A 24,241-nucleotide genomic window follows, 5' to 3' on the forward strand; every position below is an offset into this window, starting at 1 on the left:
AGGACATCAACAAAGATGAACAAAAAACTTTTACGTTCCGTCCGGGAGTACAAAAAGCAGTCCATTCTGGCACCGCTTCTGGTAATCCTGGAGGTTCTGATGGAAGTTCTGATCCCCCTGGAGATGGCCAAGATCATTGACATCGGTATCGTCCAGGGCAATCTGAGCTACATCATACAGAGAGGAATCATTCTGGTTGTGATGGCAATGCTTGCACTGTTTTTCGGCGTACAGGCCGGAAATATGGCAGCTTACGCAGCAGCAGGCTATGCCAAAAACCTGAGACATGATATTTTCTACAAGGTACAGGATTTTTCCTTCAAAAATATCGACCATTTTTCCACCTCAGGACTGGTTACACGAATGACTACAGACATTACCAATGTGCAGCAGGCATATATGATGAGTATCCGTCTGCTGGCCAGGGCACCGTTTATGATCATTCTGTCCTGGATCATGACACTGACCATCAGCAAACCGGCATCAATCCTGTTCCTCATTGCCATACCATTTCTGGGTGGAACTTTGATTTTTATTGCAAAAGCAGCCCACCCACATTTCATTAAGGTATTTGATGAGTATGATGTGCTGAACAATTCCGTACAGGAGAACGTAAACGCCTCCCGTGTGGTAAAGGCTTTCGTACGTGAGGACTATGAGATTGAAAAATTCCATGGGATTTCCAGATATGTCTATGATCTTTTCACCAAAGCAGAGAAGATCGTGGCATGGAATGCCCCGGTTATGCAGTTTACCATGTATACAGTAGTGCTGATTCTGGTAGCTATCGGCGGCAGATCCATCGTAGGTGGTACCATGGAGGTAGGAGAGCTTACCAGTGTGATCGTCTATGCACTGCAGATCATCGGTTCCCTGATGATGGTAACATTCGTATTTGTTATGATCATGATCGCTGAGGCATCCACAGACCGAATCGTAGGAGTACTGGATGAGGTTCCGGAAATGCAGGATCAGGCTGATGCAGTGAAAAATGTGGCAGACGGCTCCATAGACTTCGACCATGTGGACTTCAGCTACGGAGGAGAAGGTGGCAACCTTTCTCTGAAGGATATTAATCTTCATATTAAATCCGGCCAGACCGTAGGAATCATCGGCGGTACCGGAAGCGCCAAGTCTACACTGGTGCAGATGATCCCCAGACTCTATGATGTTACAGGGGGAAGTGTAAAGGTAGGAGGCGTTGATGTGCGCGAGTATAATCTGGAAGCGCTTCGTGACCAGGTATCCATGGTTCTCCAGAAGAACGTGCTTTTCTCAGGCAGCATTTATGAAAACATCCGCTGGGGTGATGAGCACGCCAGTGACGAGGAGGTTCAGAGAGTCTGCCGCCTGGCACAGGCAGACGGATTCATCAATGAATTTCCGGATGGCTACAACACTATGATCGTCCAGGGCGGAAACAACGTATCCGGTGGACAGAAGCAGCGTCTGTGTATTGCCAGAGCCCTGCTGAAGAAGCCAAAGATCCTGATTCTGGATGATTCCACCAGTGCGGTAGATACCAGGACAGATGCCCTGATCCGTAAGGCTTTCCGCGAGGAAATCCCGGATACCACCAAGCTGATCATTGCGCAGAGAGTTTCTTCTATTGAAGACGCAGATCAGATCATTGTACTGGATGACGGTAAGATCGCAGGAGTAGGAACCTCCGAAGAATTACTGAAAACCAATGAGATTTACAGAGAAGTATATGAATCACAGGTCAAAGGAGGCGGAGAAGATGAATAAGAAGAAAAAAGTAGACCAGAACACCATCAAAACTGCCAAAAGACTTCTGAAATATATAACCGAAACCTATAAGCTGCGGCTGATACTGGTATTTATCTGTATCTTTCTCAGCGCAGTAGCCAGCATTTCCGTATCCCTGTCCCTGAAATATCTGCTGGATGATTATATTATCCCGCTGATCGGACAGACAGCCCCCAATTATGCAGAGCTGTACAAGGCAATGGCAGTTCTGGGCTGCATTTTCGCAGTAGGGGTGATCGCAACCTTTATTTACAGCAGAATGATGGTATTTATCGGACAGGGCGTGCTGAAGCGCATCCGTGACGATATGTTTGAGCATATGCAGACTCTGCCTATCCGTTACTTCGACCAGAATACCAACGGCTCCATCATGAGTCTCTACACCAATGATACAGACACACTGAGACAGATGATCAGCCAGGCAATCCCTCAGGGACTGATGGCACTGTTCACCATTATCGTAACCTTTATCTCCATGCTGGTGCTTAGTCCACTGCTGACCATCCTGGCTGTGGCTGTTATCTTCATTATGATGGCAGTGACCGGTAAGATCGGGGCAAACAGTGGTAAATATTTCATCCGTCAGCAGGTATCTCTGGCAGATGTGACCGGATTTGTGGAAGAGCGCATGAACGGTCAGAGGGTTGTTAAGGTTTTCAACCATGAAGCAAAATCCGAACAGGAATTTGACCGTCTGAACGAAGCTCTCTTTGAAAGCTCCGCCAACGCCAACAAATACGCCAACATGATGGGTCCTGTCATCGGAAATATCGGTAACCTGCAGTTCGTACTCACAGCAGTTCTGGGAGGATTTCTCTCTGTAGCAGGAGTAGGCGGCATCACTCTGGGTGTCATGGCTTCCTATCTGCAGTTCACAAAGAGCTTTACCCAGCCCTTCATGCAGGTGGCACAGCAGTTCAATGCCATTGTTATGGCCCTTGCAGGTGCTGAACGAATCTTCAACCTGATCGATGAGAAGCCGGAAGAAGATGAAGGTTATGTAGAGCTTGTTAATGCGAAAAAAGATGCCCAGGGAAATATTACAGAATGCAAAGAAAGAACCGGCATGTGGGCATGGAAGCATCCTCATTCTGCTGATGGCTCCGTAACCTATACAGAACTTACAGGAGATGTCCGCTTCGAGGATGTAACCTTCGGCTATAACCCGGATAAAGTAATCCTTCAGGATATCAGCCTCTTTGCAAAGCCTGGCCAGAAGCTTGCCTTCGTAGGCTCCACAGGTGCAGGAAAAACTACCATCACCAACCTGATCAACCGTTTTTACGATATCCAGGAAGGTAAGATCCGCTATGACGGAATCAATATCACCAAGATCAAGAAGGATGACCTGAGACATTCACTGGGAATCGTACTTCAGGATACCCACCTGTTCACAGGAACCATCCGGGAAAATATCCGCTACGGAAAACTGGATGCCACAGATGAGGAAGTATATGAGGCAGCAAGACTGGCTCACGCAGACCAGTTCATCAAAATGCTTCCAAAGGGCTACGACACCATGTTAAGCGGAGACGGCGAAGAACTGTCCCAGGGACAGAGACAGCTTCTGTCCATTGCAAGAGCAGCAGTAGCCAACCCACCGGTACTGATCCTGGATGAAGCAACCTCCAGTATCGATACCCGTACAGAAAGCATCGTACAGAAAGGTATGGATAACCTGATGAAAGGCCGTACCGTATTCGTAATCGCCCATCGACTCTCCACCATCCGCAACAGCGATGCAATCATCGTACTGGATCACGGCAAGATCATAGAGCGAGGCGACCACGAAGACCTGATTAAGTTAAAGGGAACTTATTATCAGTTATATACCGGTAAGCTGGAGCTCTCATAAAACACCGGCAAAATATTTTGAGGATCAGGGACTTTTTAAGGAAAGTTTTGACCGCAATTATTTCAGAATATGAATAATTGCGGTCTTTTTTTTGTGCGTGCTGCATAGGATATACAGAGGGACAGATATCCACGGACAGGCTATGCATACTTCTGCTGTTCATCTTTCACAATAAAGACGAAATGTAATATATTTAACGAAAAATTTCGTCAAAGTGAAGAAAAAAATTGTTCAAATAGACAAGACAAAAAATCTGGACGAGTAAAACAGTATATGGTAAAATATAGGAAATATGAGGGCAAACCTGATGAGAGTCAGGGGCGCAAAGCTAGGAGCCTTAAGGAACGTAAAGAGTAAGCCTGAAGGATGGCATACTCAGTGAAAAAGGTAGTTCGGTTGCAATTATTTCTTAAGGGGGATAATTGCAACTTTTTTTTATTTCAAAAAAATTAAAATTTTGTAATGCTTTTGTTACATGGGAAATGACAGGAAGGACTATACAGCAATGACGGAAAAGGAATTACGGCGTTTAAGCCGTATGGATTTACTGGAAATGCTTCTGGAACAGAGCAGAGAAGTAGAGAGACTTCAGAAAGAACTGGAGACAGTTAAGAACCAGCTCAGCGACCGCAGGATCATGGAACAGGAAGCAGGTTCCATCGCAGAGGCGTCACTGAAATTGAATAAAGTATTCGAAGCTGCACAGCAGGCAGCAGACCAGTATCTGGAGAATATCCGAATCCGGTCGGAGATTTCACAGAACGGAGAGACAGAGAATGAAGCAGAATAAGAAGAGAAGAGAGATCACTTCTATGCCTTCGGTGGAACTGCTGGAAAAGGAAGTAAACCGTAAGAAATATCAGAAACGGTATTTCCAGGTACTCAGAAACACCATTTACACACTGATCACAGTGGCGGCTGCGGCAGTTCTGATCGCTGTACTGCTCCTGCCGGTGCTTCAGATCTACGGAAGCTCCATGACCCCCACACTGCGGGAAGGTCAGATCGTAGTTTCACTGAAAGGTTCGGAATTCAGACAGGGCGATGTAATTGCCTTCTATTATAACAACAAGATCCTGGTGAAGCGTCTTATCGCAGGACCGGGAAGCTGGGTCAATATTGACGAAGACGGAAACGTCTACGTAGACGATAAGCTTCTGGATGAGCCATACCTGAGAGAAGGAGAGAAAGCTTTGGGAGACTGCAACATCAAGCTCCCCTATCAGGTACCGGACGGACGTTATTTCGTAATGGGTGACCACCGTTCCACATCTGTGGACAGCCGAAATACAGCCGTAGGTCCTGTGGCAGAGGAACAGATCGTCGGCAAGATCGTATTCAGCATATGGCCGTTGGAAACATTTGGCACGGTTTCATAGAAATGACACCGTATTTTCTGATAAGTACAAAACTGTACAGAATAATAAAGAGGGAGGAAGAGGAATATGAAAGAGTCTCTGTCTCAGCAGACAGCAAACCTGAAACATAAGAATAACAGACATAAACGCTGGAAAGGCATAGTCAGCATCTTTGCCTGCATGGTAGTTTTCTGTACTGTATATGCACTGATTCTTCCGGCACTTACGGCAGAAGGAACACCTCACTGTGGAAAAGAAGAACATACACATACAGAGGATTGCTATGAGAAGAAGCTGATCTGCGGCAAAGAAGAAGGAGAAGGTGCACATCATCATACGGATGAATGTTACCGGGAAGAACAGGTTCTTGTCTGTACAACGCCTGAATCCGACGGACATCAGCACACAGATGACTGCTACACAGAAGAACAGGTCCTGACCTGCACAAATACAGATCCCGACCACGTACATAATGAAATCGACGGATGCTACACAACCGAGAGAAAACTCACCTGTGGCAAAGAAGAAGGAGAGGGTGCCCATCACCACACAGAAGAGTGCTACGAGACAAAGAGAGAACTCATCTGCGGACAGGAAGAGAGCGATGGACATAAGCACACAGACGACTGCTATAAGAAAGAACTTGTCTGCGGCAAAGAAGAACACAAACACATCCTTGCCTGCTACTCCGACCCGAACGCAGATGTAGAAGACGGCAATGTATGGCAGAGAACTGTAAGCAGCGTTACACTCACAGGAAACTGGGGTGCAGACCTTGCAGCCATTGCCCAGACCCAGAACGGATACACAGAGAGCACAGCCAACTACGCAGTAGCAGAGGACGGACAGACCATCCACGGCTACACCCGCTACGGCGCATGGGCAAACGATCCATACCGCGATAACTGGTCCGCCCAGTTCGCAGACTTCTGCTTAAGCTACGCGGGAGTACCAACGAGCGCAGTACCTCAGAACAGCGACTGCAGCGCATGGAACTATACAATTCCTGATGGCTACACACCGAAAACCGGCGACCTGCTCCTTCTGGACACAGACAGCAACGGCAGCGCCGACCACGCCGGAATCGTAACCTCCGTAAGCGACAGCACCCTGACCGCCATCGTAGGCGACGCCGATAAAGCAGTCAGAAACAACACCTATAATATAGGAAGCGAAAATATCAAAGGCTACGTCTCCATCCCGGAGAATCCCGCACTGGCAACCCCGACACCGGAACCGACCAAAGAAGCGGAAGTAACACCGGAAGCCCAGCCGACCCAGGAGCCGGAGGCAACCCCGGAAGTTACCGAAGAACCGACTCAGGAGCCGGAGAACAAAGCGGATGATGCAGCAGATGATAAGGCGGATGAGAATAAAACTCAGGATGAGGATGTTAAGGAAGACGATTCCAAGAAGGATGATACTGCTAATAATATAGAAGTAACTCCTACACCGACACCAACCTCTGAAGCAACACAGGAAGTTCAATTGGAGCAGCAGACAGTAACTGCAGAACTCTACACAGATAGTACATATGTTACAGCAGAGCAGAGTGAAAATGCAGTTATCGTAAGTGGTGCTCTTCCGGAAAATGGAAGCGTAAAAGCATTCCCTGTTAATAATATCAACATGGAAGGGATGAAAGTCCTGTGTGCATGGGATATTACTATATTTGATGCTGAGGGTAATAAATGGGAGCCGGCAGAAGGAAATACGATTGCAGTTCGGTTCCAGCTTAGCGAACTCCCGGAAGAAAATGCTGACTATAGTATTTATTATGTTCCGGATGAAAGCGGAAACGAAAAACCAGAAGAAATCCAGTCAGAAGTGACAGATGATGGAATCAGTTTCAATGCAGAACATTTCTCCATTTATGCAGCTGCATTTGATATGACTAAAAATAGTACAATTAAATTAGACACTTATATAAAAAATGTAGAAATAAAACACAGGAATTCAGATAATGAAGACTGGAAAGCGGTGACAGAACAAGATCCGATTAAGAAGAATGATAAAGTTGGATTTGTGTTAAATTATGTTTTACCTGGTGGGATTTTGAGTGATGAAAATAAGACTATTACATATCAGATACCATCAAACATAAAAATATATCATAATGAAGATGGAAAAATTTATGATCCTTCTGGAGCTGTTATCGGAACTTATCATATTGATACAACAGGTAAGGTAGAATTTGAGTTTCTGGATAAGTATGTAAAATCCAATAAAGATGGAAACGCTATAAAGGGAAGTTTCTTATTCGAATGTTCAGCCAGTGAAATTGATACAGATGAAACTGGCAGAGTAGAGTTACCCTTCTCTGATACCGTAAAGGTGGATGTGAGAATTCCGGATAAAACAATTACAACAGAAGATTTAAAAGTCCGGAAAACTCAGGTTGTAGATCAAAAAAATGGAACTATAACTTACACAATTGAAGTTATAAGCGAAAATGGTACGGCAGATAAAGTTTTTCTGAAAGATGTGATGGAAAACGTTGAACTGGATGGTAATATAACGATAACGGGAGCGGATTCAAATTATACGATTACAAATGCAAATAATGGATTTAACATTGAACTGCCCCAGATGAGTGCAAATGGAAAATATACGATTACCTATAAGGCTAAGCTGAAGAATACACTTTTGAATGGAACAGTTAAAGCTGCAAATAATGTAGAGGTAGATTCTAAAAAAAATAATGGGGCGAATTTGCATGATAATGCCAGAGTAGAAGCTGATATTGAACAGAAACATCTTGAAAAATCCGGAGAGATCGTTGGTGATAAAATTCGATGGAAGATTATTATTAACCAGAATCAGGATGATATTAGTGGATGGACTTTAAGTGATAAACTTAATGGAAAATCTTATGAAGAAGAAGTAAGTATCAGTCCTGCCATTGGGAATTCAGATAAAATCAGACTCCCATATACTTTTCCGGAAGGAACAAAAGGAACTTATACAATTACTTATGAAACGAGTAAGGATAAAGATTTAGGAGCAAACAAGACAATAAATAATGCTACTTTGTCTAATGGTTCGGGTTCTGTTTCTGCTGGTTGGGATGTCGGAGATGGAAAAAATTATAATCCTATTCAAAAGGAAGGAACAGGAATCACTGAAAATGCTGACGGAAAAACAGCGACTATCAACTGGACAGTAACTATTAATGCAAGTCAAGGACCAATTCCGGCAGGTTGGGTATATACAGATGAGCTGTGGGATGGACAGTGGTTTACCGGAAAACAATTAAAAGAAATGAAAGTTGCTTTGGATGCTGCTCTGTCTAAGGTCGGATTGCAACAGACTTATACGCTTAAAGCCAAAAAGTTAAAGGGCAAGGATGATACTGGAGAAGAAATAAGTGAAGATCAGATAACAGATGATGGAAAATATAAAGTATATATATTAAATTTTTCGACAGCCATGGAAAAAGGGGCTTCCTTTACTTATAACTATTGTTCCACAGCACCAATTGAAGAAGTCATTGATAATAAAGTTTTTCGTAACAAGGCGGATATTAATGGTAAAGTAAATGATTTTGGAGAAGAAAACTATCGACCCACGAAACCTGTAATTATCAAGACGGACAGCAGAACAAGTGGTGATGAAACAAAACATAATTACTACGATCAGAATATGCAGACGGATAATGAAACTACAATGCAATGGGAACTGAAGGTAGTAATACCATCCGGATATAATGGTGGTGCTTTAAAAGTTTTTGAGCAGTTGCCAGATGGTGTTGATTTAAAATATCTGGAAATTCTGGCAGATGTTACATCTGGAAATCCTATTTTTGGAGCTATGGATATTACATCTGTGGGTGACCATAAAATTGGATATTATAATATTCATACTTCTATGGATGGACAAAATATAACAATTTTCATTCCAGAAGAATTAGCACAGAATCCAAGATTAAAAGAAATTCGATTTGTAGTTCGAGTTACGATAAAAGGTGATTACCAATGGACGCTCAATAAAGATGGAAAGCCAGAGGGTAGATTTACTAATGAAGTAAACTTGGTTCAGAAGGACAATGATATCATTTCTTCAGATAGCCAAACCCAGATTATTACTAAGGATGATGGATACAAAGTTGTAAATAAGGGATATGATACACCTGAAGACAATATTATTCCGTATTCTATTCTTATTAATGAAAAGGGAGAAGATCTTTTAAAAGGAACTGCAAAAGAGGGAGAAGATAAATTAACTTTAACGGATGAAATGACCTTTGCTTATTACATACCTAATGGCTTTGTAAATGTATCCTTAGTTCCTGATTCACTGAAAATTTATGAATATACAAATGGAGTGATGGGAGCTGAATTATCGACTCAGGATTATCCATATACATATGCTGAGGAAAGGGATCCATCATCCGATGGTAATGTGAAGGGAGCTAATGTATTAAAAATAACGATTCCAAATAAAAAAGCTGTCCTGGTAAAATATAAATATAAAGTAAGCGGAAAAATTGGTTTGCAGACAACGTTTAGTAATACTGCAAAGCTGGAGGGAGTGAACAGAAACGATACATCATCAGGAAGCAATGTCAGTTTGACGATTCAATCAAGTACAGCTACAGCGCAGATTGATGGTATAACTATTTATAAAACCGATGAAAATAATGCTTCAATAGGGTTAAAAGACGCAGAATTTAAATTATTCCGATGGGATGCAAATCAAAATGACTATGTACCTGTATCAAATGATACATCGGAGATTTTCCAGACAGATTCGGATGGGCGTGTATCGCTGACAAATCTGGCGTATAATACTGCATATAAACTAATTGAGGAAAAGGCGCCTGAAGGATATATTAAGAGCACAGAACCGTTTTATTTTATGGTTGATAATAGTGATACTACAAATCATCCATTATGTCAGCCGGGAGGATTTGCAGGTAAGAAATGCTCTGCTGGCGAAGTTGTGTATTATACGAATAAGAAAAATAATACCGACATTCAGATTAACAAAAAATGGTTAAATGAAGCGGGAGATGATGTCACTGCAAGTCAGACGGGTGAAGTTGGGTTGGAGCTTTGGAGAAAGGTGAGTACGAATCCGTATGGTGCTGGGAAGATTGAAGATGTAGGTTTGAGATTTGATATTAATAATGGAACCGCAAAACCGGAGGGAAGTATCCCTACAGCAGTAATGAAGGGATCAAAAGTAGTATTGACGATAAAAGAATACTATAATAAGACCGCGCTTCGGGTATGGATTAGAGGTGTTGAAGTAACTCCGGTATCACAGAGAGATTATGTAGAGGAGTATGTTTCCGTACGTGAATGGATGTACTCTTTTGATGCTCTTACAGATACAAATGTAAAGGCAGAGATATATGATAATAATATAAAATATAGTGTCGCATATACAGAACCGAGCACGGGTGGAGATGATGTAAAAGATGAACAGGTTCCAGGGAAAATTTATACACTTTCGCAAAAAAATAATTGGACAACAACTATCAAAGATCTTCCTAAAACAGGAACTGAAAATGGAAAGACAGTTTACTATAGTTACTATGTAAAGGAAATTGGCAGAACACCAATTTCGCAGGAAAATAATGAAGGTATCACAGAAGGGGTAATCACATTAACAAACAGAGCTGATGATTCCCCATCTTATGTCCTCCCCGAAACCGGAGGAATCGGAACCAACAGGTTTACAGCAGTGGGTCTGGCCTTAATGGCAGGATCACTGATGTGTGGATACGTGATGAGGCGGAAACGCAGAGAAAGGAGGGGAAACTAAACTCTCCTAGTTCAGGTGAATCTATCTACGCTGAAACGTATTCAATAAATTAATTAAAAAAGAAAATATTTATAAAAAGAAAGTGAGGAACATGAACATGAAAAAGATGAAAAAAGTCATGGCATTATTGTTGAGTGTTATCATGATACTGGCAATGAGTGCAACTGTTTTTGCAGCTCAAACTAAGATTACAATTACTGGTGGTGATAATGGTTCTGAGTACAGTGCATATCGTTTATTAAATCTGACTACAAGTACGACTGGAACAGGAGAAAATGAAAAAACCAATTATTCTTACACATTAAATTCTAAATACGAAAGCGTGTTGAAAAGTGTAACTGGAAAAACAACAGAAAAAGATATTCTTTCCTATATTTCTAGTTTAGATGCTGCGGGAATAAGAACTTTTGCAGATACCGTTTATCAGAATGTTAAAAATATGTCTGCAGATTATACAACTGAAAATGATGAATTTAGTGTAGACCAGGGATATTATTTAATTACCGAAACTAAGGTCGGCACTACAGGCAAGCCAGCACAGACAGGTTCTGTTTCACTTGTTATGTTAGATACTGCAGGAAATAAGGACATTAGTGTTAAAACTAAGGAAGATGTTCCTGAGGTTGTTAAAAAAGTTAAAGATGTTAATGACAGTACGGGAGAAAAATCAGGATGGCAGGATTCTGCTGATGCTGATATTGGGGATGAGATTGAATATCAGTTAACAGGTACCGTGTCAGAAAAAATCAGGGATTATAAAGGATATTATTATGAATTTGTCGATACAATGACACATCTTACTTATGTTAATAATTCAGCTGAAGTTACAGTCAATGGTAAGGTTTGTACAAATGACTTTGAAATAAACTGGGAAGCTGCTAAAAAAGTATTAACTGTTAAAATTGCTGATCTTAAGACAATTTCTGGTGTTAACGAAGGTAGTGAAGTTGTAGTTACATATAAAGCAAAATTAGATGATGATGCAGTTGTTGGAAGCGAAGGAAATCCGAATACAGTATATTTAAAATATGCTAATAATCCTTATCAAAATGGTGATGGAACAAATGATACAGGAAAAACTCCAACAGATAAAAATATTGTTTTTACCTATAAAGTTCTTGCTGATAAAGTGGATGAAAATGGAAATGCATTGAAAGGTGCTAAATTTGAACTGTTTAAACAGAATGAAGATAGTACTTGGAAATCATTAGGAGAACAGGCCGGAACTGGTACAGATGAAAATAAATTTGCATGGTCTGGATTAGATGATGGTATTTACAAACTTGTTGAGACTGAAGTTCCTGATGGTTATAACAAATTGGATGATCAGATTTTCACTGTAACAGGAACTCATGATTCAGAAAGTGATGATCCAAAGTTAACAAATTTAACAGGAAATGTTACAACTGGAACTATTAGATTTGATGAAAGTGTTACAAATGGATCCTTATCTACTAAGGTTGAAAACCGTTCAGGTTCTCTGCTTCCATCCACCGGTGGCATCGGTACAACAATCTTCTACGTAGTTGGTGTTGTCCTTATGCTTGGTGCAGGCGTTCTTCTTATTACTAAGAGACGTATGAGTGCAAAACACTAATTGTGGTTTTACAATAACAAATAAGATTCTTACTGCTGTACATTGCAGTGAGTGACCTATCAGGGGGAGCAGGGTTACCTGTTCCCCTGATAACAAATAAGATTTGACAACAGGGAGATGCACATGAAAAAAAAGAATTGGTCCAATATTATTCTGATAGTGGTGTTTTTCGTGGGTCTCTCCGTGCTGTTATATCCGACAGTCAGTGATTACTGGAACTCTCTTCATCAGTCCAGGGCGATTGCCACCTATTCGGATGCTGTGGAGGAGATGGACACCAGTGACTATGAGAGGATGTGGGCGGAGGCAGATGCCTACAATGAGAAGCTTTATGAATCCGGGCATGGTCTGGGGCTGGCGGAGGATGAGAAGAAGGAATATGACAGTCTTCTGGATGTTTCCGGAACAGGGATCATGAGTTATATCGAGATTCCGAGTATCAAGTGTTCCCTTCCCATCTATCATGGTACGGATGAGGCGGTTCTGCAGATTGCAGTTGGTCATATTGAGGGAAGTTCTCTTCCTGTAGGCGGGGTGAATACCCACTGTGTGCTTTCCGGACACAGAGGACTGCCAAGTGCGAAGCTTTTCTCTGATCTGGATAAGCTGGAGGAGGGGGATCTGTTTATGATCCGTACTCTGGATCAGACACTGACCTATGAGGTGGATCAGATCCGTATTGTTCTTCCGGAGGAGATTGATGATCTGAAGATCGTGGAGGGCGAGGATCTGTGTACACTGGTTACCTGTACTCCTTACGGGATCAATACCCACAGGCTTCTGGTGAGGGGACATCGTGTTGCCAATCAGGAGAATGCCGAGAATATCCGTGTCACTGCGGAAGCTATGCAGGTGGATACCAGGATTGTGGCTGCATTTGTGGCAGTTCCGATTTTGCTGGTTCTGTTGATTTGGCTTCTTGTCAGCACGCGTAAAAAGAGATAGAATTTTATTATGAAGAGAAAACACATATCAACAATATTCATTATAGTGATCTTTCTGGCAGGGCTGGGATTTATTTCTTATCCCACAGTGAGTAACCTGTGGAATCAGGCGCATCAGTCCAGGGCTATTGCCACATACAGCAAGCAGGTGGAGAAGCTGGATGATACCGAGAATAAGAAGATGCTTAAGGCAGCCAGGAAGTACAATAAGAGTTTACTGAAGAAATCAGACCACTGGAAACTTTCGAAGAAGGATAAGAAGAAATATGAGAGTCTTCTGGATGTTTCCGGAACCGGGATCATGGGTTATATAGAAGTTCCGAAGATTGACTGTTCCCTACCCATTTATCATGGGACGGATGAGGGGGCTCTGCAGATTGCCATCGGGCATCTGGAGGGGAGTTCTCTTCCTGTGGGAGGTAAGAGTACCCACTGTGTGCTTTCCGGGCACAGGGGGCTGCCCAGCGCCAGACTGTTTACGGATCTGGACCAGATGGAGGAGGGAGATATTTTTATCCTGAATGTTCTGGGTCATAAGCTGGCCTATGAGGTGGATCAGATCAAGGTGGTCCTGCCTGAGGAAATGTCCGACCTGGAGATCCAGGAGGGCAAGGATCTGTGTACCCTGGTAACCTGTACTCCCTATGGGATCAATACCCACCGTCTGCTGGTAAGGGGGCACCGGGTAAAATATGTGGAGACCAAGGTGCAGGAGCAGAAGGAAGTGTCGAAACCGAAAACAGATACCAGGCCGGTGATTGCTGGGGCTGCGGTTGGTGCAGTGGTACTGTTTATCATAATTTTCGCGGTGAGACGCCGCAGAAAGCATAGAAATCAACAGAGATAACGGAGGCTGATGGTATATGGAGAAAAAAGTGAAAAAGGGAAGAGGGCTGAGAGTTTTCATTGCTCTTGGGGTAATGTGTATGCTCCTTATGGGGCTGGCTGTCCAGGCTGGGGCAGCGGATTCTGAGCCTACAAACGGAAATCTGACAATGACTCTCACTGTGACAGAGAATGGCAAACAGGTTCCTATGGCACAGGTGCCGCTGGCTTTGTACCAGGTAGGAACCATGGATACTCAGCCGGTTGTGCAGTTCCATCTGGATCCCAGTCTGTCAGCCACAGGTGTAGATCTGAATAAGCTAAGGACAGCAGCAGATTCCCAGAAGGCCGTAGCAGCTTTATCCCAGGCTGTGGCTTCGGCGGGGGTGGTTTCCTATACAGCATCCACAGATGCCAATGGCCAGGTGAGCTTCCAGGATATGCCAAAGGGAGTATACCTTCTGGTGCAGACCGGCGGGACAGAGATCTGTACAGTTTCCGCCATGCTTCTTTCGGTGCCTTATAGCGCAGACGGCAAGACTCTGGAATATGATGTGAAGGCTTTTCCAAAGGCAGACCGCAAGCTGGAAAAAAGCAGGCTGACAGTGACCAAGAAGCTGTGTATCCTGGATAAGGATCTGAACGAAAAGCCGATCAGTGCACCGGATGCTACTTACTATGTAAGACTTTTCCGGGATGAGGCGGCTACAGTTCCCTATGGTGAGGTAAAGGCAATCCGCATCCAGGGACAGAGCAGTGGTACCGTGGATTTCACAGACCTGCCTGAGGGCACCTATTATATCCGCGAGACGGATGCAGAGGGAAATCCCAGACCGGTGGGTGATGCTTTTCAGGATGAGAATGGCAAGGAGGTAAGCTGCTTTATTGCTGTCAATGGTACAGATGGCACAGCTCTGAATTTTACCAATGCCTACAAGGATCAGGCAGTGGTGGTAGATAATGTATATACGGATCTGCCGGATGGTTTCTATCTGGAGCGGAATCTGTGGATCCAGAAGAATGTAATAAAGGATGGCCAGCAGATCACCACAGATGATACCTTCTATGCTACAGTGAAGGAGGTGGATCCGGATACCGGTGAGGAGACTACGGTTATCACTACTGAGCTGACACAGAATGACCGTGTGGCAGTGAATTTCCAGCTCCTGGATAAGGAGGAGCTGGAGAAGGTTCATACCTACCGTGTTTATGAGTCAGATGAGGAGGGTAATCCTGTAGATAAGAGTACCTTTGGATTTGAGGTAGGCGGCGAGGGCAATGTTGTGTTCCAGCCGGAGGATGATGAGAAGACCATCACCATCACCAATACGGTGGTTTCCACAACTCCTACACCGGCCCCAAGTATTACGCCTGGCAGTGATACACCGGGTTCAAGTTCCGGCGGCATATCCGGAAGTTCACCGGTAAAAACCGGAGACAGTACACCGGTTGGCTTGTTCATCGGCCTGTTCGCAGCAGCGGCTGTGATCGCCGGAGTTGTAGTATATCTGAAGAGACGTAAGAAATAATAGACGCCCGGGGGATTTTCCCCGGGCTTTTTGTGAACCTATTTACAAAAAAACGACTGCTTGTAAAGTTGGTATCACCGTGCTATCATAAAATTACATAATATAAGCGAAGGGAGATAACAAGTGGAGAGCCTGAATATTCCTGTTGGCGTTTCTGATTTTTCGGAAATACGCGAAAATAATTATTACTATATTGATAAAACCGGTCTGATCATTAGGCTGTTAAATACTTCCGCTACAAAGGTCACCCTGATCACCCGTCCCCGCAGATTTGGGAAAACCCTTGGTATGAGCATGCTGGCGGCTTTTTTTGATATCAGGAAAAACAATGTGGCTCTTTTTGACGGACTGGAAATTTCGCGGCACACGTCCCTCTGTGATCAGTGGATGAACCGGTATCCTACACTTTTTATTTCCTTCAAACGTGTGGATGGTCTTGATTTCCCTACTGCTTATGGGATGCTTTGTGCAACGATTGCAGATGTCTGTGCGGAACACAGGTATCTCCTGGACAGTCCTGCACCTACAGATTATGATAAAGAGCTGATTCGCCATATCCTGCATAATCAGGCTACTCCTGTAGAGATCAGGAACAGCCTTCTGGTATTGACACGTGCCATGAGTGCTCATTATGATAAGCAGGTTATCCTGTTGATCGATGAATATGATGTTCCGGTGGCAAAGTCTACAAATCATGGATATTATCAGGAAATGATGGATGTTATGAAGGGGTTGATGCAGGCCTTAAAGGATAATTCGTCCCTTCGTTTTTCTGTGATCACCGGATGTTTGAAGATTGCAAAGGAGAGTATTTTCACAGGTACAAATAATTTTGTTTCGGATACCATTACAGATTCTGGATTAAATGAATATTTCGGATTTACACAGGAGGATGTGGACAGATTGCTGGAGGATGCCGGCGCAGTGGAGTATGCTGAAGAGATCCGTACCTGGTATGATGGTTACCATTTTGGGGATTTTGACATTTACTGTCCCTGGGATGTGTTAAATTATCTGAGGGATCTTCAGGGAAATCCGGATGCCCGTCCTGCCAGTTACTGGAGAAATACCAGCGATAATTCCATTATCCGTTCTTTCATCGATTATGCAGGAAGTACGATTACCAGGAAGCTGGAGCATCTTCTTTCCGGCGGTTATATTATACAGCATATAGATGAGAATCTGACCTATGATTATCTGCATTCATCGGAAGATAATCTGTGGAGCCTTTTATATCTGACGGGATATCTGACCAGAGTACGCAGAGAGGATCTGACGGAATCCCTGCCTGACGGGATGTTTGCTCTGGCAATTCCTAATGCTGAGATCAGAGAAATTTTTGAAACAACGGTGATCAGGTGGTTTCGTGACAGTGCCCTGACATGGAATCGTATGGATCTGTTTCAGGCAGTCTGGAATGCAGACAGTGAAACCATTACCCGTGAGATGAGCAAGCTGCTCCGCAAAACAATCAGCTATCATGATTATAAAGAAGATTTTTATCATGCTTTTCTTGCAGGAATTTTTGCAGGGGCAGGATATATGACGGAATCCAACAGGGAACATGGCGAGGGGCGCAGTGATGTCATTGTATATGATTCTGATAACAGCAGAGTCGCTGTTTTTGAGGCAAAATATTCCACAGCCCTGGAAAATATGGCAGGGGATTGTGACAAAGCTCTGCAGCAGATCAATGACCGGATGTATGCCAGGGAATTTGAAGAGGATTACGACGAGGTTCTGTGCTATGGGATCGCATTCTTTAAGAAGCGGTGTCTGGTGAGAAAAAAATAGAGAGGACGGAAAAGATAAGCGAAGGATATAAAAAATAAGTGAAATAGGGAGCACCCCGGAAACTTCAGATTTGCAAATTTCCGGGGTGCTTTTTTCTGTCTCCCAAATGTATTCCCTGGGCAGTCTGGCTCTTGTATTTCCTGTTTTATAATGCTATGATTTGATAACAAAGATGTCAGGTAGATTTTATTCCGGACAGGATCCTGAATTTGTGGAAGGGGATATTTTTAAGATTATTGTGCCATTGGATGACAACTATTCTCTGGATCATGGGAATGGTGCCAATGGTGACAGTGGCTGTGGCACCATTGACACCATTTGTGCTAATGGTATTAATTATAAAACTGATTTTATACAAAATGATGTGGAGCAGGGAGGAAGTTGTGTCCGTGAGTCATCAATTCCGTATGCAGCAAGAAGGGGTTCTTTTTTTGAAAAATCAGCGGGTATACTTTCTCAGGAAGAAGCGGAAATTCTTGACAGGGTTAAGAAGAATCCACATCTGACGCAGAGCCAGATTCAAAAAGAAATGGGGATATCGTTGCGGAGCGTAAAACGTATCATGAGCAGATTACAACAGGAAGGTATCCTTATAAGAAAAGGAAATAACCGCAGTGGTTCATGGATGATAGATGATGAAGTTTTATTTGACAGATAAGAACAGGAAAATAATACAGCAAAGGAGAGACAGTAAATGGTAAAGGTAGATTTGATCACTGGTTTCCTTGGTTCAGGGAAGACCACGTTTATCAGGAAGTATGCGCAGTATCTGATGGATGCCGGTAATAATATTGGGATTCTGGAGAATGATTACGGGGCTGTGAATGTGGATATGATGCTGCTTCAGGATCTGATGGGAGACAATTGTGAGTTGGAGATGATTTCAGGCGGGTGTGATAAGGACTGCCACAGGAGGAGATTTAAGACGAAGCTGATCGCTATGGGGATGTGCGGTTATGATCGGGTGATCGTGGAGCCGTCGGGGATTTTTGATGTGGATGAGTTTTTTGATATTCTTCATGAGGAGCCCTTAAACCGTTGGTATCAGATTGGGAATGTGATCGGGATCGTGGATTCGAAGCTGGAGCGTGATCTGTCAGAGGAGGCGGATTTTATTCTGGCTTCGGAGGTGGCAGATGCGGGATGCATTGTGATGAGCAAGAGCCAGGATGCATCACCTGAGGAAATCAGGGGGACGGTTGAGCATGTGAATCATGCACTGGAGAAGGTTCACTGCAGCAGGAGATTTCATTGTGAAATAAATGGTGTGGATACTGCTAATGTTATCCACAAGAATTGGGAGGAAATGTCGAAAGAGGACTTTGATCGGATCGCATCCTGTGGATATGTGATGGAAAGCTACAGGAAACCGGAGTTTGAGGCAGAGGATGCTTTTACTTCTCTGTACTTTATGAATGTGAAGATGACTGAGAGGGAGCTGCGGGAAGCGGCTGAGCATATTTTGTCTGATCCTGAATGCGGGCGAGTGTTTCGGATGAAGGGATTTATGAGAGTGGACAGTGATAGCGAAGACAGATCTGGAAAGTCTGCTCAGACAGATAGCGGAGAACAGCAGTGGATTGAATTAAATGCTACAAAGAATGAAATTACAATCCGCCCGCTTCATGTGGGACAGGAGGTTCTGATCGTGATCGGGGAAGAACTGCAGGAGGAGAAAATCAAGTCTTACCTGAAGATCTGAGATTTGAACGCAGGTCGCGAAGTGACTGCGTTCATGAGCAAGTAGCGAAGCGGATTGCGAATGTCCATTTTACTTTATAAAAAAGGGCACTTGAAAAATCAGGTGCCCCATTGTATAATCTACTTAGAAGATGACCGGAAGCGTGTTCCGGTTGCCCTCTGTGATTAATTATAATGTTAAAAAGAAAGTAAGCATCTCACTTTGAGCGGGGGGATGCTTATTTCTTTTTATGTTGATCTATGTAAGTCAATGCCGTAAAAATTACTAACAATAAAGTAAGAACTTCCATTGTATTCATCTGGCATCACCCTCCTTTCGTGAAACTGGAGGGCAGGGGTCGAAACTTCGCATCCGGGTCTGTTCAATTATACTTGTTCAGTATAACGTGAAAAATAGAAGATATCAAGTACTTTACGTTCTATATTAGTCAATCGGATATTCGCAATCCGCTTTCGCTACTTGCTCATAACCGAATAACTGCTCCGCAGTTTATCAGGAGGGGCTTGTACCCCTCCTGATACAAGCAAGTCCCACCCACTGCTTATTGCTTCTCGCAATTGAAGCAGGGGACTTACTTGATTCGGTTAAAAACAAAACAGGGTATGAAGTTCATCGTAATCTGATAAAGCTTCATACCTTGTTCGTTTATTTTTATGGAGTTTTGTAACTGTAAGGATTATTTGGTAAACAGATCAACCAGATCCTGGCCGTCTTCGTAGCCCTGGCTCTTCAGCTCATTTACGAACCATTCGTCTACGCCGTCTACAGCTTCTTTAAAGGAATCGATATCCATATCTGCTTTCTCTGTGAAGGTTACGCCGTTTTTGGATTCCCAGCGTTCTTTGATCTCATTGTCGCTGGAACGGTTGATGTAACGTTCATACTCAACTGCCTTCTGGCCACATTCGTCAACAACTGCCTGCTGTTCTGGTGTGAGGCCGTCATAGATATCCTGATTGATGCAGAAGAACAGACAGTCATAAATTGCATCCCACATGGAGCAGTAAGGCTGAACCTCCTGAACGCTTGCTGCGTCGATAGCAGGAAGTGGATTTTCCTCACCTTCAACTGTGTTCTGCTGAAGTGCTGTGTAAGTCTCTGACCAGTTCATGTTGGTGGCATCAGCACCCCATCTCTTGTAGCATTCCATCAGAAGGTTGGAACCTGCTACACGGACCTTCAGGTTCTTCATATCATCTACAGATTTGATTTCATGTTTGCTATTTGTGATCTCACGGAAACCGTTCTCTGCAATACCCATGCAGTGGAGTCCGTATTCGCCAAGGATTTCTTTCAGTTTTTCACCAGCTTCGCCATCGAATTTCGCATCTGCATCGTCGTAAGAATCATAGACAAATGGAAGAGAAACAACGTTGAAACGTGGATCAAATGCAGAGTAGATCAGGTTGGAGTGCATGGAGATCTGAACCGGGTCACCATTCATTAGAGCCTGGATACCTTCGGACTGGTTGCCGTTTGTAAGCTGGTCAGCTGCATAAATATTGACTTTAACCTTTCCGCCTGTAGCTTTTTCCATCAGTTCACCGAACTTACGTCCGCCGTCAGCCCAGGTACTTGTCTCAGTAGTGGAGCAAGCGAAGTTCCAGGTTGTTTCCGGCCAGTCCAGATCACTGTAATCTTCCACTGTGTTGAAGGAATCCTTTGTGAAAAGGTCAACCAGATCCTGGGCATCGTCATAGCCCTGGCTCTTCAGTTCGTTTACAAACCAGTCATCGATACCGTCAACTGCTTTTTTGAAGGAGTCGATGTCCACGTCTTCTTTCTCTGTGATTGTTACACCGTTCTGGCTTGCCCAGCGTTCTTTGATCTCGTCATCTCCGGAACGGTTGATGTAACGCTCATATTCAACTGCTTTCTGTCCTGCTTCGTCAACTACTTCCTGCTGTTGTGGTGTGAGACTGTTGTAGATGTCTTCGTTGATACAGAAGAACAGGCAGTCATAAATTGCATCCCACATAGAGCAGTAAGGCTGAACCTCCTGAACACTTGCAGCGTCGATAGCAGGAAGCGGATTCTCCTGACCTTCTACTGTGTTCTGCTGAAGTGCTGTGTAAGTTTCTGACCAGTTCATGTTTGTGGCATCAGCGCCCCATCTCTTGTAGCATTCCATCAGAAGGTTGGAGCCTGCTACACGAACCTTCAGGTTCTTCATATCGTCTACAGATTTAATCTCATGTTTGCTGTTTGTGATTTCACGGAAACCGTTCTCTGCAATACCCATGCAGTGGAGTCCGTACTCACTGAGGAGTTCTTTCAGCTTTGCGCCAGCTTCGCCATCGAATTTCGCATCTGCATCCTCATAGGAATCATAGACAAACGGAAGAGAAACAACGTTGAAACGTGGGTCAAATGCGGAGTAGATCAGGTTGGAGTGCATGGAGATCTGAACCGGATCACCATTCATCAAAGCCTGAATACCTTCGGACTGGTTGCCGTTTGTAAGCTGGTCAGCAGCGTAAATGTTGACTTTGACTTTGCCGCCTGTGGCTTTTTCCATCAGTTCACCGAACTTACGTCCGCCATCAGCCCATGTACTTGTCTCAGTAGTGGAGCAAGCGAAGTTCCAGGTCATTTCCGGCCAGTCAAGGTCGCTGTAATCTGCGATTGTGTCAAAGGAGTTATTGCCGTCTCCTGCGTCCTTGGAAGCTGTGTCAGAGGAAGCGGAGGACTGATCACCTGTGTAGGAGCCTTCTTTTGCAAGAGCTTTCGGAAGGAAAGTGGAGGTGATCGGGATGTATGTAACGATCAGAAGAACTGCAACGCAGGCTGCGATCATTGGCACAACTGCCCTTGAGATCTCCTGCAGAGTAACTTCCAGACCTTTTTTGATCTTGATGCTGATTGCTACGAAAAGGTTTACACCTACAGGAGGAGTTACCTGTCCGATTGCAAGGTTTACAGTTGCCATAACACCGAATGCTACTATATCGTATCCAAGAGCCTTACATACAGGAAGCATGATCGGGATGAAGATGTACATAGCGGAGTTTGCATCGATGAAGCATCCTGCGATCAGGAAGATGATATTTACGATCAGCAGGAAGGTAAACTGATTGTGTGCGATGCTTCCAAGTAAATTGGAGGCTGCATCTGCAATACCGAATTTGGTACATACAAAGGAGAACAGAGAGGCACTTGCTACGATGAGCATGATACCGCCGGTTGTCTTGGCTGAGTCTACCAGGATGTCAAACATATCGCGGATAGAAACTTCGCGGTAGATGACCATACCTACGAAGAGTCCGTATACAACGGATACGGCTGCTGCTTCGGTTGGTGTGAAGATACCGCCGTAGATACCGCCCAGGATGATGATCGGCATCAGGAATCCCCAGAAAGCATCTTTGAAAGCGTCCCAGCGTTCTTTGCCTGAGGCTTTTTCTCTGGATGGTTTGATGTTGTGTTTCTTTGCTTCCAGCATTACTACGATTACCAGTGCCACGCCCATAAGAAGACCTGGTACGATACCTGCCATGAACATATCTGCAATGGATGTGCCTGTGATGGAGGCATATACAACGAAGGCGATACTTGGCGGGATGACAATGGCGATGGAGCTTGAGGTTGCCATCAGTGCTGTGGAGAATGGTGCGGAGAAACCGCCTTGTTCTACCATTGCAGGGATCAGTACGGCGCCAAGGGCTGCAACAGTTGCAGGACCGGAACCGGAGATGGCGCCGAAGAAGCAGGCTACGATAACACATACGATGGCGATACCGCCTTTTTTGTGGCCTACGCAGGTATCAACGAATTTGATCAGTCGTTTGGAGATACCGGCTTTTGCCATGATGTTTCCTGACAGTACGAAGAATGGGATTGCCAGGAGCAGGAATTTGCTGATTCCTGAGTACATGTTGGTTGCTACGATCGTCAGGGATGTACCGGAGTAGAGGATCGCGCATACGGAGGAAAGTCCCAGGCAGATTCCGATGGGTACACCCAGGATCAGGAATATGAAGAAGGAGATAAATAAGATTGCACTGATCATTTATTTGCCCTCCTTTTTGTCTGTTGTGATTGTGTTCATGTTACCTTTTGTGTTGTTGTCGGCATTTTTGGCGCTGTCGGTTTTGCAGCAGAAGTCCAGACAGAATTCAATGAAGTGAAGGATCATGCATCCTGCACCGATGGGTACGAAGGACCAGAAGATCCATTCAGGCCAGTTTAATACGAAGGTTCTTTTTCCGTTCTGAAGCTGGGTGATAACCTTGTCCATTCCGTATTTGAAAAGGATGACGCTGAAGATGATGCTCAGGACTGTGATCAGGATTACGGATGGTTTCTTCAGCTTCTTTGGAAGGCGGTCTGTGACCAGTGTCAGGCTGACCAGTTCTCCTTCGCGGCAGGCAAGTGCGGCTGCCAGCAGGGTGATGAGTACGAATACCGCTACTACAAGTTCTTCTGTGAAGGACCAGGAACGGTGGATGACTTTACGGGAAAATACGTTTCCCACAGTCAGCACCAGGATCAGCAGTGTGGAGATCACAAGGACGATCTTTTCTACTGCGGTCAGTGCGTTCATGATTTTTTTGTAGATTTTCATGCTCTCTACTCCTCTCAAAAGTTTTTTGTACTGTTCGATGTCTGTGCGTTCTTGATGTCGGGGGAACAGTGACGTTTTCGGTTTCAGATAGGCAGTCTGGAAGGAAAGGTATGTCTCGTATGTCAGGGCATAAAAAAAGTCCGCCCCACGCAGGGACGGACATATAATATTCCGTAACCACCCTGTTTCATCTTTGAAACAAGTACGATTCTGCAACGTACCGATATACGCGGCTCCTGTAACGGGGGGCGGCCGGGGAAGCTTACTGTGAATACGGTTATATCTGTAATGATGGTATTCAAGGGTTCGGCTTTCCTTCTCGGGGATGATATTCGAAACAGGTCTGTCGCTGCATTTCACCGGACTGCAGCTCTCTGGGGACAGGGGGACTGTTTTTACTGGTTCCCTTCGTTGAATTTATGCGTTATAGGTTTAGCTGTTTAAAAAGCTAAAGCAATTTTAACGCTGTTTGTTTTGAAAGTCAAGAGGTTTTTGTAAGTATTTGGGGGAAGTTTGTTGGTGTGGGGCGTACAC

The 24,241-nt window shown here is 44.1% G+C and carries 14 protein-coding genes and 1 riboswitch; of the genes, 12 read left to right on the forward strand and 2 right to left on the reverse strand.

All coding sequences use genetic code 11. From position 1 onward, the window contains the following. The first annotated feature begins 15 nt into the window (after positions 1-15). The 12 genes from ACTNDS_RS02345 to ACTNDS_RS02400 all read left to right on the forward strand — a co-directional run bounded on the left by ACTNDS_RS02345 (position 16) and on the right by ACTNDS_RS02400 (position 19,143). Positions 16-1,749, forward strand: coding sequence for an ABC transporter ATP-binding protein (locus ACTNDS_RS02345; RefSeq protein WP_441033237.1), 1,734 nt, complete (start codon positions 16-18; stop codon positions 1,747-1,749). After that, positions 1,742-3,625, forward strand: a complete 1,884-nt coding sequence (locus ACTNDS_RS02350; RefSeq protein WP_441033241.1) for an ABC transporter ATP-binding protein — start codon at positions 1,742-1,744, stop codon at positions 3,623-3,625. Before ACTNDS_RS02345 ends, ACTNDS_RS02350 begins: the two co-directional genes overlap by 8 nt. A gap of 287 nt (positions 3,626-3,912) precedes the next feature. Then, a riboswitch (cyclic di-GMP riboswitch) is annotated at positions 3,913-4,029 on the forward strand. 101 nt (positions 4,030-4,130) lie between these two features. After that, positions 4,131-4,415, forward strand: a complete 285-nt coding sequence (locus tag ACTNDS_RS02355; protein WP_173683937.1) for a DNA repair protein — start codon at positions 4,131-4,133, stop codon at positions 4,413-4,415. Then, positions 4,402-5,004: a signal peptidase I gene (gene lepB / locus ACTNDS_RS02360; protein ID WP_173683938.1), complete on the forward strand. Its 603-nt coding sequence runs from the start codon at positions 4,402-4,404 to the stop codon at positions 5,002-5,004. Before ACTNDS_RS02355 ends, lepB begins: the two co-directional genes overlap by 14 nt. A gap of 66 nt (positions 5,005-5,070) precedes the next feature. Next, positions 5,071-10,752 carry a SpaA isopeptide-forming pilin-related protein gene (locus ACTNDS_RS02365; protein ID WP_441033246.1) on the forward strand — a complete coding sequence of 1,894 codons (5,682 nt, stop codon included), beginning with the start codon at positions 5,071-5,073 and terminating at the stop codon, positions 10,750-10,752. Between the two features lie 97 nt (positions 10,753-10,849). Next, positions 10,850-12,349 (forward strand): isopeptide-forming domain-containing fimbrial protein, encoded by a 1,500-nt coding sequence (locus ACTNDS_RS02370; protein WP_441033249.1) that lies wholly within the window; start codon positions 10,850-10,852, stop codon positions 12,347-12,349. Positions 12,350-12,472: 123 nt separating this feature from the next. Beyond that, on the forward strand, positions 12,473-13,294 hold the full coding sequence (locus tag ACTNDS_RS02375; protein ID WP_441033252.1) for a class C sortase: 822 nt from the start codon (positions 12,473-12,475) through the stop codon (positions 13,292-13,294). A 9-nt stretch (positions 13,295-13,303) separates the two neighbouring features. Beyond that, positions 13,304-14,140 (forward strand): class C sortase, encoded by an 837-nt coding sequence (locus ACTNDS_RS02380; protein ID WP_441033255.1) that lies wholly within the window; start codon positions 13,304-13,306, stop codon positions 14,138-14,140. Between the two features lie 16 nt (positions 14,141-14,156). Further along, positions 14,157-15,647 carry an LPXTG cell wall anchor domain-containing protein gene (locus tag ACTNDS_RS02385; protein ID WP_441033258.1) on the forward strand — a complete coding sequence of 497 codons (1,491 nt, stop codon included), beginning with the start codon at positions 14,157-14,159 and terminating at the stop codon, positions 15,645-15,647. Between the two features lie 123 nt (positions 15,648-15,770). After that, complete coding sequence (locus ACTNDS_RS02390) at positions 15,771-17,441, forward strand: AAA family ATPase (protein WP_441033261.1); 1,671 nt, start codon at positions 15,771-15,773, stop codon at positions 17,439-17,441. Between the two features lie 172 nt (positions 17,442-17,613). Further along, the gene (locus ACTNDS_RS02395) at positions 17,614-18,099 is read left to right on the forward strand and encodes a winged helix-turn-helix transcriptional regulator (protein WP_441033264.1); all 486 of its coding nucleotides are present in this window, start codon (positions 17,614-17,616) and stop codon (positions 18,097-18,099) included. A 36-nt stretch (positions 18,100-18,135) separates the two neighbouring features. Then, on the forward strand, positions 18,136-19,143 hold the full coding sequence (locus ACTNDS_RS02400; RefSeq protein WP_441033267.1) for a GTP-binding protein: 1,008 nt from the start codon (positions 18,136-18,138) through the stop codon (positions 19,141-19,143). Between the two features lie 676 nt (positions 19,144-19,819). Here ACTNDS_RS02400 and ACTNDS_RS02405 read toward each other — a convergent pair. Together ACTNDS_RS02405 and ACTNDS_RS02410 are read right to left on the reverse strand one after the other, a co-directional pair. After that, the gene (locus tag ACTNDS_RS02405; RefSeq protein WP_441033270.1) at positions 19,820-23,152 is read right to left on the reverse strand and encodes a TRAP transporter large permease subunit; all 3,333 of its coding nucleotides are present in this window, start codon (positions 23,150-23,152) and stop codon (positions 19,820-19,822) included. Further along, positions 23,153-23,707 carry a TRAP transporter small permease gene (locus ACTNDS_RS02410; protein WP_441033273.1) on the reverse strand — a complete coding sequence of 185 codons (555 nt, stop codon included), beginning with the start codon at positions 23,705-23,707 and terminating at the stop codon, positions 23,153-23,155. Positions 23,708-24,241 lie beyond the last annotated feature (534 nt).

This window comes from Blautia sp. HCP3S3_C12 (assembly GCF_052064155.1).
In the GTDB taxonomy this organism is placed as follows: domain Bacteria; phylum Bacillota; class Clostridia; order Lachnospirales; family Lachnospiraceae; genus Blautia_A.